At 49.5% G+C, this 370-nt stretch carries 3 tRNA genes; all 3 read left to right on the forward strand.

The annotated features are described in order from the left end of the window. Positions 1-46 precede the first annotated feature (46 nt). The 3 genes from FC65_RS11175 (at position 47) to FC65_RS11185 (ending at position 338) form a co-directional block, all read left to right on the forward strand. Positions 47-120, forward strand: a tRNA-Met gene (locus FC65_RS11175). 17 nt (positions 121-137) lie between these two features. Continuing rightward, positions 138-211: transfer RNA gene (locus FC65_RS11180), tRNA-Ile, on the forward strand. A 37-nt stretch (positions 212-248) separates the two neighbouring features. Continuing rightward, a tRNA-Ser gene (locus FC65_RS11185) sits at positions 249-338 on the forward strand. Positions 339-370 lie beyond the last annotated feature (32 nt).

A 370-nucleotide genomic window follows, 5' to 3' on the forward strand; every position in this document is an offset into this window, starting at 1 on the left:
GGGTCGCAGGTTCGAATCCTGTCTTCCCGATTCATATGTTTTTTATCGCGGTGTAGCTCAGCTGGCTAGAGCGTCCGGTTCATACCCGGGAGGTCGAGGGTTCGATCCCCCCTGCCGCGATTTTCATACCAGAGCTTGGACCTTTAGCTCAGTTGGTTAGAGCAGACGGCTCATAACCGTCCTGTCGTAGGTTCGAGTCCTACAAGGTCCATAGTTTCAATGGATTTTTATCGTATGGAACTTATTATGGAGGATTACCCAAGTCTGGCTGAAGGGAACGGTCTTGAAAACCGTCAGGTGGGTAAAACCACGCAAGAGTTCGAATCTCTTATCCTCCTTTTTTATATTATCGCGGGATGGAGCAGTCTGG

The sequence above is a fragment of the Ligilactobacillus acidipiscis DSM 15836 genome (assembly GCF_001435755.1).
GTDB lineage: Bacteria > Bacillota > Bacilli > Lactobacillales > Lactobacillaceae > Ligilactobacillus > Ligilactobacillus acidipiscis.